This is a genomic window from Rathayibacter sp. VKM Ac-2927, assembly GCF_022815525.1.
Taxonomy (GTDB): domain Bacteria; phylum Actinomycetota; class Actinomycetes; order Actinomycetales; family Microbacteriaceae; genus Rathayibacter; species Rathayibacter festucae.
In genome coordinates this window covers 623,816-637,218 of the sequence record NZ_JALGRT010000001.1, presented here as the reverse complement: position 1 = coordinate 637,218, position 13,403 = coordinate 623,816, and the positions used below count along the sequence as shown (strand labels likewise).

Below are 13,403 nucleotides of genomic sequence, written 5' to 3'. Positions count from 1 at the left end.
GACGTCACTTGCACTCCTCCCGGGTGAGTGCCAGAATCGCTGTTGGCACTCGCTCCAGTCGAGTGCCAACGACGGAATTCCCCTGACGTCCGGGAGGGACGAAGAACACACATGGCCAAGATCATTGCTTTTGACGAAGAAGCCCGCCGCGGCCTCGAGCGTGGACTCAACACCCTGGCCGATGCGGTCAAGGTGACCCTCGGCCCGCGCGGCCGCAACGTCGTGCTCGAGAAGAAGTGGGGCGCCCCCACCATCACGAACGACGGCGTCTCGATCGCCAAGGAGATCGAGCTCGACGAGCCGTACGAGAAGATCGGCGCCGAGCTCGTCAAGGAGGTCGCCAAGAAGACCGACGACGTCGCCGGCGACGGCACCACCACCGCGACCGTCCTCGCCCAGGCGCTCGTCCGCGAGGGCCTGCGCAACGTCGCGGCCGGCGCCGACCCGATCAGCCTGAAGAAGGGCATCGAGAAGGCCGTCAAGGCCGTCACCGCCGAGCTCGTCGCCGGTGCCAAGGCGATCGAGACCAAGGAGGAGATCGCGGCCACGGCCTCCATCTCCGCTGCGGACCCCGAGATCGGCGCGATCATCGCCGAGGCGATCGACAAGGTCGGCAAGGAGGGCGTCGTCACCGTCGAGGAGTCGAACACCTTCGGCACCGAGCTCGAGCTGACCGAGGGCATGCGCTTCGACAAGGGCTACCTGTCGCAGTACTTCGTCACGGACCCCGACCGCCAGGAGGCCGTGTTCGAGGACCCGTACATCCTGATCGTCAATTCCAAGGTCTCGAACATCAAGGACCTCCTCCCCGTCGTCGACAAGGTGATCCAGGCGGGCAAGCAGCTGCTGATCATCGCCGAGGACGTCGACGGCGAGGCGCTGGCGACCCTGGTCGTCAACAAGATCCGCGGCATCTTCAAGTCGGTCGCCGTCAAGGCCCCCGGCTTCGGCGACCGTCGCAAGGCGCAGCTCCAGGACATCGCGATCCTCACCGGCGGCCAGGTCATCTCCGAGGAGGTCGGCCTCAAGCTCGAGAACGTCACCCTCGACCTGCTCGGCTCGGCCCGCAAGGTCGTCATCACCAAGGACGAGACCACGATCGTCGAGGGTGCCGGCGACGCCGAGGCCATCGCCGGTCGCGTCGCGCAGATCCGCGGCGAGATCGAGAACACCGACAGCGACTACGACCGCGAGAAGCTCCAGGAGCGCCTCGCGAAGCTCGCCGGTGGCGTCGCGGTCATCAAGGCCGGAGCTGCGACCGAGGTCGAGCTCAAGGAGCGCAAGCACCGCATCGAGGACGCCGTCCGCAACGCGAAGGCCGCCGTCGAGGAGGGCATCGTCGCCGGTGGTGGCGTCGCCCTCATCCAGGCCGGCAAGCTCGCCTTCGAGAAGCTCGAGCTCGTCGGAGACGAGGCGACCGGTGCGAACATCGTCAAGGTCGCCATCGACGCGCCGCTCAAGCAGATCGCGCTGAACGCCGGTCTCGAGCCGGGCGTCGTCGCCGCCAAGGTCCGCGAGCTGCCCACCGGACACGGCCTCAACGCCGCGACCGGCGAGTACGTCGACCTGATCGCCGCCGGCATCATCGACCCGGTCAAGGTCACGCGCTCCGCTCTGCAGAACGCCGCCTCGATCGCCGGTCTGTTCCTCACCACGGAGGCCGTCGTCGCCGACAAGCCCGAGCGGAACCCCGTCGCCGCAGGCGGAGACCCCACGGGTGGCATGGACTTCTAGTCCGACCCGAACGACGCAGAAGGCGGTTCCCCTCCGGGGGAGCCGCCTTCGGCGTTCCCGGGCGGCGTCCTCGGCCCGCAGTCGGTCGAGGACGCCGCCGGCGGGTCAGAACGCGAACAGGCGCGCGTTGGCCTCCTCGGTCTCCGCGTACTGCTGCCCCGCCGCCCCCAGGGCGAGCGCGATCGACTCGAGCCCGTCGTCGACCTGCCCCTGCGTGGTCCGCCAGAGGCCGACCACCCCCTGGAACGCGGTCGAGGCCTGCCCCGTCCACGAGCTCTCGAGGCCGGTGAGCAGGCCGAGCATGCCGGCCACCTCGGCGCGGATGCGGTCCGCGGAGCCGTGGATCGAGCCGCTCGCGGTGCTGATCGCCTCGATGTCGGTCTGGAAGTGGGTCATGTCAGGTCCTCTCACTTGTCCGCGCCGTTCGGCGCGTGGGAGAGAACCTAGGGCGGACCGCGTCGGCCGCGCGGGCCGTCAGGCCGCAGCTGGGGACGGATCGCCGTCCGGGTCGACGGTGAGGAGAGGCAGGGCGACCCGGAAGGTGGCGCCGCCGCCGGGAGTCTCGACGACGTCGACACGGCCCTTGTGCGCCGCGACGATGGAGGAGACGATCGCGAGCCCCAGGCCGCTGCCGCCGGTCTCGCGGGTGCGCGAGGTGTCGGCACGCCAGAAGCGCTGGAAGATCTTCTCCCGGATCTGCGGCGGAATGCCCTCGCCGTGGTCGATGACCTCGAGGAACGCCAGCCTCCGCGCGCGGTCGACGGCGACGCCGACCTCGATCGGGGTGTCCTCGGGGGTGTAGCGGACGGCGTTGCCGATCAGGTTGGTCAGCACCTGGCGGATCTTGTTCTCCTCCGCCATCACGAGCGCCGGGACGCCGACCTGCTCGGGCTCGGGGGCAGTGCCCGCCGCGAGGTCCTCAGCCGGGACACGGCGCGGGCGGCGGCGGAAGCGCGCCAGGCGTGCGCCGGCGGCCGCGATCGGGCCGGTGAGCCCGGCGGCGGCCGGAACCTCCATGGTCTGCGTCGCGGTGCCGGACGGCTCGTCCATCTCGAGCGCGGGCGTCTCGACGGGGGTGTCGTCGCGGGTCTCGACGCCGAAGTCGCGGTCCGGCCAGGAGGCCATCGCGTCCATGGCGGCGTCGCGGGCGAGCGGCATCAGGTCGACGGGGGAGAGGGCGAGCGGCTTGGTCTCGTCGAGGCGGGCGAGCTCGAGGAGGTCCTCCACGAGTCCGCCCATCCGGATCGCCTCCTTCTCGATGCGCTCCATCGCCTGGCCGACCGCCTCGGGCGTCTGCAGCGCGCCCATCCGGTAGAGCTCGGCGTAGCCGCGGACGGAGACGAGGGGGGTGCGCAGCTCGTGGCTCGCGTCGCCGACGAAGCGGCGCATCTGGTCGATGGTGCGGGCGCGATCGCGGAAAGCGCTGTCGATGCGCACCAGCATCGCGTTGAGCGAGCGGTTGAGGCGGCCGACCTCGGTGTTCGGCGTGGTGCCGTCCAGGCGCTGGCTGAAGTCGCCGTCGGCGATGGCGGCGGCGGTCTGCTCGACCTGGCGCAGGGGAGCGAACGTGGTGGTGACGAGCAGCCGCGTCAGCATCGCGCCGATGACGACGATCGCGACGCCGAACCCGAGGAAGATCGTCAGGTAGATCGTCATGATGTTGTCGATGTCGCGGGTCGACGTGGCGAGCAGCAGCGTCTGGTAGTCGTTCCCGCGGGAGTAGACCGTCGAGACGGCGTGGTACTCGATCCGGTCGTTGACGCTCATCAGCGTGTTCGGCTCGCTGGAGGCGTTCAGGGCCTCCTCGATCGTGTAGCGCGAGGGGAAGGCGGGGTCGGTGCCCTGCGCAGCGTTGGAGTAGACGAGCGTCCCCGAGGAGTCGTACACGGCGCCGTAGTAGTCGTCGGACTCGGAGAACTGCGAGACCCCCTGTGCCGACAGGTCGGTCGCCACCTTCTGCACCTTGTCCGCGAGCTGCGCGTCGAGCTGGGAGATCAGCTGCGGCTTCAGCATCGTCATCGTGCCGATGCCGGAGACCAGCAGGCCGAGCGTCAGCAGGAGGACGGTGACGGCCGTGATCTTCGTGCGCAGCGAGATGGAGTTCCACCGCTCGGCCAGACCCTGGTGCATGGCGGTGGAACTCCCTCGAGATCGTGCGGGCGCCCGCCCCCTCACGGGGCCGGCGCCGGGGCGGCGGAGGTCAGACCTTCGCGACCTTCAGCATGTATCCGAATCCTCGCTTGGTCTGGATGAGCGATTCCTCCGAATGCGTGTCGAGCTTACGTCGCAGGTAGGAGATGTAGGACTCGACGATGCCCGCATCGCCGTTGAAGTCGTACTCCCAGACGTGATCGAGGATCTGCGCCTTGCTGAGCACCCGGTTGGGGTTGAGCATCAGGTAGCGCAGCAGCTTGAACTCGGTCGGGCTCAGCTCGACCGGCTCGTCGCCGACGAGGACCTCGTGCGTGTCCTGGTCCATCGTGAGCTCGCCGGCGCGGATGACCGCGTCCTCCTCGGCGTGCATCGTGCGGCGGAGGATCGCTTTGATGCGCGCCACGATCTCGTCGAGGCTGAACGGCTTGGTGACGTAGTCGTCGCCGCCGACGGTGAGACCGGTGATCTTGTCCTCGGTGTCGTCCTTCGCCGTGAGGAAGAGGATCGGCGAGGTGTAGCCGGCCGAGCGCAGGCGCTTGGTGACGCCGAAGCCGTTCATGTCCGGCAGCATCACGTCGAGGATGATGAGGTCCGGCTCCTCCTCGAGGACTGCGGAGATCGCCTGGGCGCCGTTGCCCACCGCGCGCACGGCGAAGCCGGCGAAGCGGAGGCTCGTGGTGAGCAGGTCGCGGATGTTGGGCTCGTCGTCGACGATGAGAATGCGGGGTCCGTCCATGCGGACAGTATCTGCGCGTGGCCTGGATGAAGTCTGGGAGTCGTGTGACCGGTTGCTCGTCGAGGGCTCGGCACGGCCGGAGAGGTCTCCGCTAGGAGGAACGGCGGCGGCGGACGCCGACCACGAGCATCGCGATCATCATGAGGAACGCGATCGGCAGGCCGACGAGCGGCAGCGCGAGGACGAACTGCCAGAGGCTCCCGCTGTAGTCGCGGACGCCCATCATCGGCGCGACGAGGACGGCGATGAACGCGATGACGGTCACGACGATGATCGCGACGAACATGTAGGCGAGCACGCGCTCCGCGCGTCCGATGCCCGCGGGCTGCTGTGGCTTCACGGGTCAAGGATAGGGCGGGTGCCGTCCTCTAAACTGATGGCTGCTTCATTTCCAGGAGGGGTTCTGCATGCCTACCGGCAAGGTCAAGTTCTACGACGAGGAGAAGGGCTTCGGCTTCATCAGCACTGATGACGGCCAGGAGGTCTTCCTGCACGCTTCCGCGCTGCCCTCCGGGACCGCGGTCAAGGCCGGCACCCGCCTCGAGTTCGGCATCGCCGACGGCAAGCGCGGTGCGCAGGCCCTCTCGGCCCGGATCATCGACACCCCGCCCAGCATGGTCAAGCTCAGCCGCAAGTCGGCCGACGACATGTCCGTGATCGTCGAGGACACGGTCAAGCTGCTCGACGGCATCGGCACCGGCCTCAAGCGCGGCCGCTACCCCGACAAGGCCCACGGGCGCACCATCGCGACGCTGCTGCGCCGGGTCGCGGACGAGCTCGATGCCTGACGCCGGCGAGACGACCGGCGATCCTTCGCCCGAGACCGACGAGACTCCGGACACCGAGTCCGAGGCCACGACCGAGGGTCCCGTGGACTCGCAGGACGGCGTCCCGGCGTCGCGCACTCCCGTGCCGGCGGTCTGGAGCGACGAGATCGACGAGGACGACTCCGACGAGGACTCCGACTCCGACTCCGACGACGGAGGAGACCCGGACGCCGGGTCCGCAGCGGCCGCCGGAGAGCTGGAGCCCGCGCCCGTGTACGAGCTCGACGCCGTCCTCGCCGGCTCGGAGGACCGAGCGCGCGAGGCGCTCCTCGACATCACGACCGCCGACACGATCGGCGACCTGGTCGCGACGCTCGCCCAGGGCGAGCACGTGGTCTCGCTGCAGTTCACGAATCTGATGCGCGGCTACCCGGGCTGGCTCTGGACGGCGACGCTGTCGAGGATCGACGAGTCCGGGGACGTCAACGTCCTCGAGGTCGAGCTGCTGCCGGGCGAGGGCTCGGTGCTCGCGCCCGACTGGGTGCCGTGGTCGGTCCGGCTCGCGGACTACCGCGCGGCGCAGGACGCCAGCGGTGAGCGCGACGAGACCGAGGACGACGAGTACGACGACGACACCGTCGTCGACGGCGACGCGGCGGAGGCGGACGAGGACGAGATCCTCGACGACGACGAGGCTGACGACGACGAGGCTGACGACGACTCGGACGAGGACGACTCGGACGACGACGACGACGACGACTCCGACGACTCCGACGAGGACGACTCCGACGACGACGACGACTCCGATGAGGACGACTCGGACGGCCAGGACTCCGGCGCCGAGGACGGGTCGGTGGCCTCGGCCGCCGGACGACGCGGCGGCAGCGGTCGCGGACGACGGCGCCGCCGCCGGTGAGGACCCGGCCGAGCGGGGACGCCCTCGCTCGGCCACGGCGCCGACCTCGCGCACCACGCGCGCGGACGCCGGTGGATCAGCGGCGGTTGCGACTGTAGAACAGGCCGATCGCGCCGAGGACGACGCCGATCACGACGGTCGACAGGACGAGCGGCGGTACGGACGCGCCGGCCGCCACGGCGATCAGCACGCCGACGAGGGCGAGCACCCAGACGATGCAGCCTGCGAGGAGCGCCGTCGCGTCGTCGGAGGCGTAGGGCGGGGGAGCGGGGCGGCGCTCGTCCGGACGGAGCCAGAGCCTCATCCCGCGCCTCCCCGTTCCCCGGTCGCTCAGTCGGCCAGGCGCTCGATGACGTGGTCGATGGAGCCGAGCAGCGAGCGGACGTCGTCCGGCTCGATGGCGACGAAGGTCGCCACGCGCAGCTGGTTGCGGCCGAGCTTGCGGTACGGCTCCGTGTCGACGATGCCGTTCGCGCGCAGGATCTTCGCGATCAGCGCGGCGTCGACGGAGGCGTCGAAGTCGACGGTGGCGACGACCTGCGAGCGGTGCTCGGGCACCTCGACGAACGGGGTCGCGACCGGCGAGGCCTCGGCCCAGTCGTAGATCGCCGACGAGGACTCGAGGGTGCGCGCCGACGCCCAGGCCAGTCCGCCGCTCTCGTTCATCCACTGGAGCTGCGACTCCATCAGCAGCAGAGTGGAAAGGGCCGGGGTGTTCAGCGTCTGGTTCAGGCGCGAATTGTCGACGGCGTTCTGCAGGCTCAGGAACTCGGGGATGTAGCGGCCGCTCGCCGCGATCCGCTCGATCCGCTCGATCGCGGCCGGCGAGAAGAGGCCGAACCACAGGCCGCCGTCCGAGGCGAAGTTCTTCTGCGGAGCGAAGTAGTAGACGTCGGCCTCGGCCGCGTCGAAGTCGATGCCGCCGGCGGCGCTGGTCGCATCGATCACCGTGAGCGCGCCCTCATCGCCGTGCACGCGGCGGACCGGCGCCATGACGCCGGTGGAGGTCTCGTTGTGCGGCCAGGCGTAGACGTCGACGCCCTCGAGGACCTCGACCTCGCTGCGCGATCCGGCCGGGGCCGAGACGACGTGCGCGGGCTCGAGGAACGGCGCGGACGCCGCCTTCGCGAACTTCTGGCCGAACTCGCCGAAGGTGAGGTTCTCGGCGCGGCGGTCGATCAGCGAGAAGGCGGCCGCGTCCCAGAAGGCGGTGGAGCCACCGTTGCCGAGCAGGACCTCGTAGCCCTCGGGGATGCGGAAGAGCGTCGCGAGGTGCTCGCGCACGGACCCGACCAGGTTCTTCACCGGGGCCTGCCGGTGCGAGGTGCCGAGGAGGTGCGCGCCCTGCGTCGCGAGGTGCGCGAGCTGGTCGTGCCGCACCTTGGACGGGCCGCAGCCGAACCGCCCGTCGTGGGGGAGGAGCTCGCGAGGAATGGTGACGTCCGGCATGCGTTAATACTAGGGTTCCCGGCCCGCCCCGCCTTCGACCATCGGAGGCCCTGCGCCCTGCCCCGTCGACGAAGACGGGACACGGTGCCCAGTAAGGTTGTGCGCGCTGAGACCGGAAGGCTGAGATGACGGATCTGATCGACACGACCGAGATGTACCTGCGCACCATCCTGGAGCTGGAGGAGGAGAACATCATCCCCCTGCGGGCCCGCATCTCCGAGCGGCTCAGCCACTCGGGCCCCACCGTCTCGCAGACCGTCGGCCGGATGGAGCGCGACGGCCTCGTCGTCGTCTCCGGCGATCGCCACCTCGAGCTGACCGGCGACGGACGCCGCAAGGCGATCCACGTCATGCGCAAGCACCGCCTCGCCGAGCGCCTCCTCCACGACGTCATCAAGCTCGACTGGGAGTTCGTGCACGAGGAGGCGTGCCGCTGGGAGCACGTGATGAGCGAGCAGGTGGAGCGCCGCCTCCTCGAGATGCTCGACCACCCCACCGAGTCGCCCTACGGCAACCCGATCCCGGGGCTCGACGAGCTGGGCGACACCCCGGCGTCGCGCTTTGCGGACGGCGTCATCAGCATCCCCCGCTTCGTCGCCGGCTCGGCCGAGCCGCAGCGCGGCACCGTGCGCCGGCTCGGCGAGCCCGCGCAGGTCGACCCGGAGCTGCTGCTGCAGCTCAAGCAGGCCGGCGTCGTCCCCGGGGCCGAGGGCGAGTTCTCGGCGCTCAACGGCTACGTGCTCGTGCGCATCGACGGCGCGGAGGCGGGCATCGAGCTGCCGAACGAGGTCGCTGCGCACATCTTCCTCGTCAGCTGAACGTCCGCTCCACGCGCACTACAGCATCGGAGGGTCGGAGCGGGATACGATCTCGTCTCCGGTTGGTGACAAATCGGTAACGGTCGCTTACGCTCTGTAAAGCCCTGCGCCCGAACCCCGGTCGTGAGGCGCGGGGTCCGACGTCCCTTCCCGTCTCGGACTCCGTGAACGCCGATGCTTCGCGCACTCGAGACGGGACAGCTGCCTGGGCTGGCGGGACGTCGGAGGTCCTCCCCCTTGCCCCAGAACCCCACCACCCCCGCCGGTTCCCCCGACCGGTTCCGCTCCACCCACCCGGACAGCCCCCGCAACGCGTCCTCCTTCGAGAACCGTCCGCCGGTGATCCGCGCCCGCTACACCGACGAGGCGCCCGTCGCCCGCCGGGCCGTGCCCACGGCGCCGTCCCGCCGGGCCGACGTCACCGACTTCGTCCCGACGCCTGCCGGCTCGCCGCGCAAGCGCAGCCGCGGCCGCACGATCGGCAAGGTCGCCATCGTCGGATTCGCCGGAGCGCTCGTCGCGACGATGGCGCTGCCGGCCTACGCCTTCTCGCCCGGCACCGAGAGCGACGGGCTGTTCGCCGCCTCGCAGGCCGACCTTCTGCGACAGGGCGACGCGCAGACCGTCGCCGTCGCCGGGGGAGTGGTCCAGGCCGCGATCGCCCGCGACGGCTTCACCGCCGAGGCCGCGCCGCCGCCGCCCGAGCCGGAGCCGGTCGTCGAGCCCGTCGTCGACACCAGCGACGTCGCCGAGGCCCGCGCCGAGACCGCAGAGAGCTTCAACTCCTACGAGGGCGCCTCGGCCAGCGAGCTCGCGGCGAGCGCGCCGAGCACGAGCTACAGCCTCTCCGCCGTGTTCGACACGGCGCTGCAGTACCAGGGCGTGCCCTACGTCTTCGGCGGTGCGGACCCGAGCGGCTTCGACTGCTCCGGCCTCGTCATGTACGTCTTCGCGCAGTACGGCATCTCGATGCCGCACTCGGCGGCCGGCCAGGCGGCCATGGGCACGCAGATCCCGGTGTCCGAGGCGCAGCCCGGCGACCTGGTGATCATGCCCGGCCACGACGGCTTCTACGCGGGCAACGGCAACATCCTGCACGCGCCGTACGAGGGCGCGAGCGTCCGCGTGCAGCCGATCTGGACGACCGACTACACGATCGTCCGCATCTCCGGCTGACGACGACCGCGAGCATCGGCCGAGAGCCCGTCCCCTCACCGGGGCGGGCTCTTCCGCGTGCCCGGCAGTGCCGGCCCACCGCGCGCCGTGTGAACTGCGGATGACGAAAACCCCGGTTCCTCTGGTGTTCCAGGCGCGAAGGGTTAATCTGAACCTCAGTCCGCTCGCGTGGCGAGCGGAGCGATTCGTCGAGGGACGGAGTGCCGGGATGGCCGAGCGGAACGGGCACCACTGCGTGGGGCTGCGTTCGCGCGTGCGGCGCACCGACGCGATCCGGGCGGGGATCCTCCTTGCCGCACTCCACTCCGCCGACACTCGGATACGGCACCACGTCACCGTGCGGCTCTGCGCCGCGGCCTCGAAGGGCGCCGTCATCACGACGGCGCCCTTTCGCGTGGTCGCGGCGTCTCCGTGCGGCGGCGTGCGACAGCACGGAGGTCACTGATGCGCACACTCGTCCTCAACGCCGGCTACGAGCCACTCGCGGTGGTGTCGTTCAAGCGGGCGCTGGTGCTGCTGATGACCGAGAAGGCGATGATCATCGTCGCCGACGAGGAGCACCCGGTGCACGGAGCGACCGGCGACTACGTCCGGCCCTCGGTGATCGTGCTGACGCGCTACGTCCGCATCCCGAGCTCGCGCAGCGTGCCGGTCTCGCGCCGCGGGGTGCTGCGGCGCGACAACCACCGCTGCGGCTACTGCGGCCAGCACGCGAACACGATCGACCACATCCAGCCGAAGTCGCGCGGCGGGCGGGACACCTGGGAGAACCTCGTCGCCTGCTGCCACCGCTGCAACAACGTCAAGAGCGACCGGACGCCGCTCGAGATGGGCTGGCAGCTGCGCTCCGTGCCGCGGATGCCGCGCGCCGGCTCCTGGCTCGTGCGCGGTGCCGAGCGCACCCAGCCCGAGTGGGACGACTACCTCACGTCGGCGGCCGCCTGACCCCCGCCGCGAGATGCCACTTGTGCACGCCCGACACGGCGTGTCGCGTGCACAAGTGGCATCTCGCGGGGGGCGGGGGCGGAGGCGGGGCTATTCGTTGTCGCCGCCGGTGGCCTCCGAGGCGTTGCCGGAGCGGGAGCCGGACCAGGTCCAGTTCGCGACCTCGGGGATGTCCTCGCCGTGCTCGCGGGTGTACGCGCGGGCGCGGATCCGGGCGTCCTGCATCTCCTGGCGGAGGCCCGCCGCCTTCGCGCCGAGGCCGGGTGTGCGGTCGATGACGTCCATCACCAGCGAGTAGCGGTCGAGGTCGTTGAGCATCACCATGTCGAACGGCGTGGTCGTCGTGCCGTTCTCCTTGTAGCCGCGGACGTGCAGGTTGCCGTGGCCGGTGCGCTTGTAGGTCAGCCGGTGGATCAGCCACGGGTAGCCGTGGTACGCGAAGATCACCGGTCGGTCGGGTGTGAAGATCGCGTCGAACTCGCGGTCGGACAGGCCGTGCGGGTGCTCCGACTCGGACATCAGGCGCATCAGGTCGACGACGTTGACGGTGCGGATCGCGAGGTCGGGCAGCGCCTCGCGGAGGATGCTGACGGCCGCGAGGGTCTCGAGGGTCGGGACGTCGCCGGCGCAGGCCATCACCACGTCGGGCGACTCGCCGCGGCGCTCGCTGCTCGCCCACTCCAGGATGCCGAGGCCGCGGGTGCAGTGCGCCACCGCCTCCGCCATGGTGAGCCAGGCGGGAGCGGGCTGCTTGCCGGCGACGACGACGTTGACGTAGTCGACGCTGCGGAGGCAGTGGTCGTAGACGGAGAGCAGCGTGTTGGCGTCGAACGGCAGGTAGACGCGCACCACCTCCGGCTTCTTGTTGACGACGTGGTCGATGAAGCCCGGGTCTTGGTGGCTGAAGCCGTTGTGGTCCTGGCGCCAGACGTGGCTGGAGAGCAGGTAGTTGAGGCTCGCGATCGGGCGGCGCCACTCGATGTCGCGGGTGCCGTCCAGCCACTTCGCGTGCTGGTTGAACATCGAGTCGATGATGTGGATGAAGGCCTCGTAGCAGGTGAAGAGCCCGTGCCGGCCGGTGAGCAGGTAGCCCTCGAGCCAGCCCTGGCACTGGTGCTCGGAGAGCACCTCCATCACGCGGCCGGCGCGGGCGAGGTGGTCGTCGAGCGGGCTGAGCTCGGCGTTCCACTGCTTGTCGGTCGCGGCGTAGACGCTCTGCAGCCGGTTGCTGGCGACCTCGTCGGGGCCGAAGATCCGGAAGTTCGCCGGGTTCTCGCGGATGACGTCGGCGAGCCACTCGCCGAGCACCTTCGTCGCCTCCGCGACGGTGCCGCCCGGCTCGTGCACGACGACCTCGTAGCGCCGGAAGTCTGGCAGCCGGAGGGTCTGGCGGAGCAGGCCGCCGTTGGCGTGCGGCGTCGCGCTCATCCGCAGCTCGCCCTCGGGGGCGAGTGAGCGGACACGGTCGGCGATCCCGCCCTCCTCGGTGAAGAGCTCCTCCGGACGGTAGGAGCGCATCCAGGTCTCGAGCAGGCGGGTGTGCGCCTCGGTGTCGCGGGCGTTCGCGAGCGGGACCTGGTGCGCGCGATAGGTGCCCTCGACCTGCACGCCGTCGATCTCCGCGGGGCAGGTCCAGCCCTTCGGGGTCTTCAGGATGATCATCGGCCAGGCCGGGCGGGTGAGGTCGCCCTCGGCGGCGCGCGCCTTGATCGCGGCGATGCGGTCGAGCACGGTGTCGAGGACCGCGGCGAAGCGCTCGTGCACGCGCATCGGGTCCTCGCCGTCGAAGCCGCCCTCGACGGTGAACGGCTCGTGGCCGTAGCCGCGCATGAGACTCTCGAGCTCCTGGTGCGGGATGCGGGCGAGGACCGTCGGGTTGGCGATCTTGAAGCCGTTGAGGTGCAGGATCGGCAGCACGACGCCGTCGGTCGCGGGGTTCACGAACTTGTTCGAGTGCCAGCTGGTGGCGAGCGGGCCGGTCTCGGCCTCGCCGTCGCCGACCACGGCGGCGACCAGCAGGTCCGGATTGTCGAAGGCGGCGCCGTAGGCGTGGCTGAGCGAGTAGCCGAGCTCGCCGCCCTCGTGGATGCTGCCGGGGGTCTCGGGGGCGGCGTGGCTCGGGATGCCGCCGGGGAAGCTGAACTGGCGGAAGAGGCGGCGCAGGCCGTCCTCGGTCTCGTCGATGTGCGAGTAGATCTCGCTGTAGGTGCCGTCGAGGTAGGCGTTGGCGACCATGCCCGGTCCGCCGTGGCCGGGGCCGGTGATGTAGAGGGTCGGCTGCGCGCGCTCGGCGATGGCGCGGTTGAGGTGCGCGTAGATCAGGTTGAGGCCGGGAGTCGTGCCCCAGTGCCCGAGCAGGCGCGGCTTGATGTGCTCCCTCGCGAGGGGCTCGCGCAGCAGCGGATTGGCGAGGAGGTAGATCTGGCCGACCGCGAGGTAGTTCGCGGCGCGCCACCACGCGTCGATCGTGTCGAGGGTGGCGGGGTCGAGCGGACTGTCGTCGCGGGCGGCCCAGACGTGCTGAGCAGCGGCGGTGGTGAGGGATGCGGCCATGCTGCAACGCTCCCAGGCGAGCGGGCGGGGCGGAAGGGCCTTGCGGGCGGCGGGGCCTTGCGGGTGGCGGGGCGCCGTCCGGACGGGGCTGCTCGCCGCAGAACATCAGCTGAGACGGGAGGGCATCGCTCCTCAGCGGACGCCCCCCTCGCTCA

At 70.6% G+C, this 13,403-nt stretch carries 13 protein-coding genes; 6 read left to right on the top strand and 7 right to left on the bottom strand.

Annotated elements, in window-relative coordinates:
* The first annotated feature begins 111 nt into the window (after positions 1-111).
* Positions 112-1,734, top strand: coding sequence for a chaperonin GroEL (gene groL, locus MT353_RS02965; protein ID WP_123445169.1), 1,623 nt, complete (start codon positions 112-114; stop codon positions 1,732-1,734).
* A 105-nt stretch (positions 1,735-1,839) separates the two neighbouring features.
* Here the strand turns inward: groL and MT353_RS02960 are convergent, their stop codons facing one another.
* The 4 genes from MT353_RS02960 to MT353_RS02945 all read right to left on the bottom strand — a co-directional run bounded on the left by MT353_RS02960 (position 1,840) and on the right by MT353_RS02945 (position 4,964).
* The gene (locus tag MT353_RS02960; RefSeq protein WP_123735107.1) at positions 1,840-2,130 is read right to left on the bottom strand and encodes a WXG100 family type VII secretion target; all 291 of its coding nucleotides are present in this window, start codon (positions 2,128-2,130) and stop codon (positions 1,840-1,842) included.
* 78 nt (positions 2,131-2,208) lie between these two features.
* On the bottom strand, positions 2,209-3,864 hold the full coding sequence (locus MT353_RS02955; RefSeq protein WP_243598742.1) for a cell wall metabolism sensor histidine kinase WalK: 1,656 nt from the start codon (positions 3,862-3,864) through the stop codon (positions 2,209-2,211).
* Positions 3,865-3,934: 70 nt separating this feature from the next.
* On the bottom strand, positions 3,935-4,624 hold the full coding sequence (locus tag MT353_RS02950) for a response regulator transcription factor (protein WP_085475163.1): 690 nt from the start codon (positions 4,622-4,624) through the stop codon (positions 3,935-3,937).
* Between the two features lie 91 nt (positions 4,625-4,715).
* Positions 4,716-4,964 carry a hypothetical protein gene (locus MT353_RS02945; RefSeq protein WP_243582849.1) on the bottom strand — a complete coding sequence of 83 codons (249 nt, stop codon included), beginning with the start codon at positions 4,962-4,964 and terminating at the stop codon, positions 4,716-4,718.
* A 67-nt stretch (positions 4,965-5,031) separates the two neighbouring features.
* Here MT353_RS02945 and MT353_RS02940 point away from each other — a divergent pair, with 67 nt between their 5' ends.
* Positions 5,032-5,412 carry a cold-shock protein gene (locus MT353_RS02940; RefSeq protein ID WP_123445172.1) on the top strand — a complete coding sequence of 127 codons (381 nt, stop codon included), beginning with the start codon at positions 5,032-5,034 and terminating at the stop codon, positions 5,410-5,412.
* Positions 5,405-6,307, top strand: coding sequence for a DUF3027 domain-containing protein (locus tag MT353_RS02935; protein WP_243623579.1), 903 nt, complete (start codon positions 5,405-5,407; stop codon positions 6,305-6,307). The genes MT353_RS02940 and MT353_RS02935 overlap by 8 nt, the downstream gene beginning before the upstream one ends.
* A gap of 76 nt (positions 6,308-6,383) precedes the next feature.
* Here MT353_RS02935 and MT353_RS02930 read toward each other — a convergent pair whose 3' ends face one another.
* Positions 6,384-6,611 (bottom strand): DUF2530 domain-containing protein, encoded by a 228-nt coding sequence (locus MT353_RS02930; protein ID WP_243623578.1) that lies wholly within the window; start codon positions 6,609-6,611, stop codon positions 6,384-6,386.
* A gap of 26 nt (positions 6,612-6,637) precedes the next feature.
* Entirely contained in the window at positions 6,638-7,756 is a 1,119-nt protein-coding gene (serC, locus tag MT353_RS02925) for a phosphoserine transaminase (protein WP_243598745.1), read from the bottom strand.
* A 125-nt stretch (positions 7,757-7,881) separates the two neighbouring features.
* On the opposite strand from serC, the gene MT353_RS02920 reads away from it, so the two are divergent.
* From MT353_RS02920 to MT353_RS02905, 3 genes are all read left to right on the top strand, one after another.
* Positions 7,882-8,574: a metal-dependent transcriptional regulator gene (locus MT353_RS02920; RefSeq protein ID WP_123445176.1), complete on the top strand. Its 693-nt coding sequence runs from the start codon at positions 7,882-7,884 to the stop codon at positions 8,572-8,574.
* Between the two features lie 237 nt (positions 8,575-8,811).
* Complete coding sequence (locus MT353_RS02910; RefSeq protein WP_279392132.1) at positions 8,812-9,750, top strand: C40 family peptidase; 939 nt, start codon at positions 8,812-8,814, stop codon at positions 9,748-9,750.
* A 444-nt stretch (positions 9,751-10,194) separates the two neighbouring features.
* Positions 10,195-10,695: an HNH endonuclease gene (locus MT353_RS02905; RefSeq protein ID WP_243623577.1), complete on the top strand. Its 501-nt coding sequence runs from the start codon at positions 10,195-10,197 to the stop codon at positions 10,693-10,695.
* Positions 10,696-10,785: 90 nt separating this feature from the next.
* On the opposite strand, the gene MT353_RS02900 is transcribed toward MT353_RS02905, so the two are convergent.
* Positions 10,786-13,248, bottom strand: a complete 2,463-nt coding sequence (locus MT353_RS02900) for a phosphoketolase (RefSeq protein WP_243623576.1) — start codon at positions 13,246-13,248, stop codon at positions 10,786-10,788.
* Positions 13,249-13,403: the final 155 nt, after the last annotated feature.